The 264-nt window shown below is 51.9% G+C and carries 1 protein-coding gene; it reads left to right on the top strand.

What is annotated here, in order from left to right; genetic code table 11:
* Nucleotides 1-155: 155 nt before the first annotated feature.
* Nucleotides 156-264 (top strand): hypothetical protein (locus SB754_RS20920; RefSeq protein ID WP_410784271.1); only part of this gene is annotated, 109 nt, incomplete at its 3' end.

Genomic DNA, 264 nt, shown 5'->3' with positions numbered 1-264 from the left:
GAGTTCCATTCGGGAAGGATATGGGTCGCAGATTGCCGTTTTGTTTCGAATAAATTGCGAGCAAAACGCTATTAATCCGCGACGGAAATGGTATTTGACCGGGGATTCATTTCATTGCTTATCTGAGGGGGAACCGCCCCACTCAGGAGGACCCCATGACTCAGGCATACAGCGATAGTCACTCGGCTACACGCTTCGGTGTATGGCATAGAACCATCGACGACATGCAGACGCCTTACCTCATGCCGCAGGAGAACGGCAACC

Origin of the sequence: Leifsonia sp. SIMBA_070 (genome assembly GCF_046534635.1) — a bacterium.
In the GTDB taxonomy this organism is placed as follows: Bacteria; Actinomycetota; Actinomycetes; order Actinomycetales; family Microbacteriaceae; genus Leifsonia.
The sequence above is the reverse complement of the archived record's forward strand: the minus strand, read 5'-3'. Positions and strand labels throughout refer to the sequence as shown.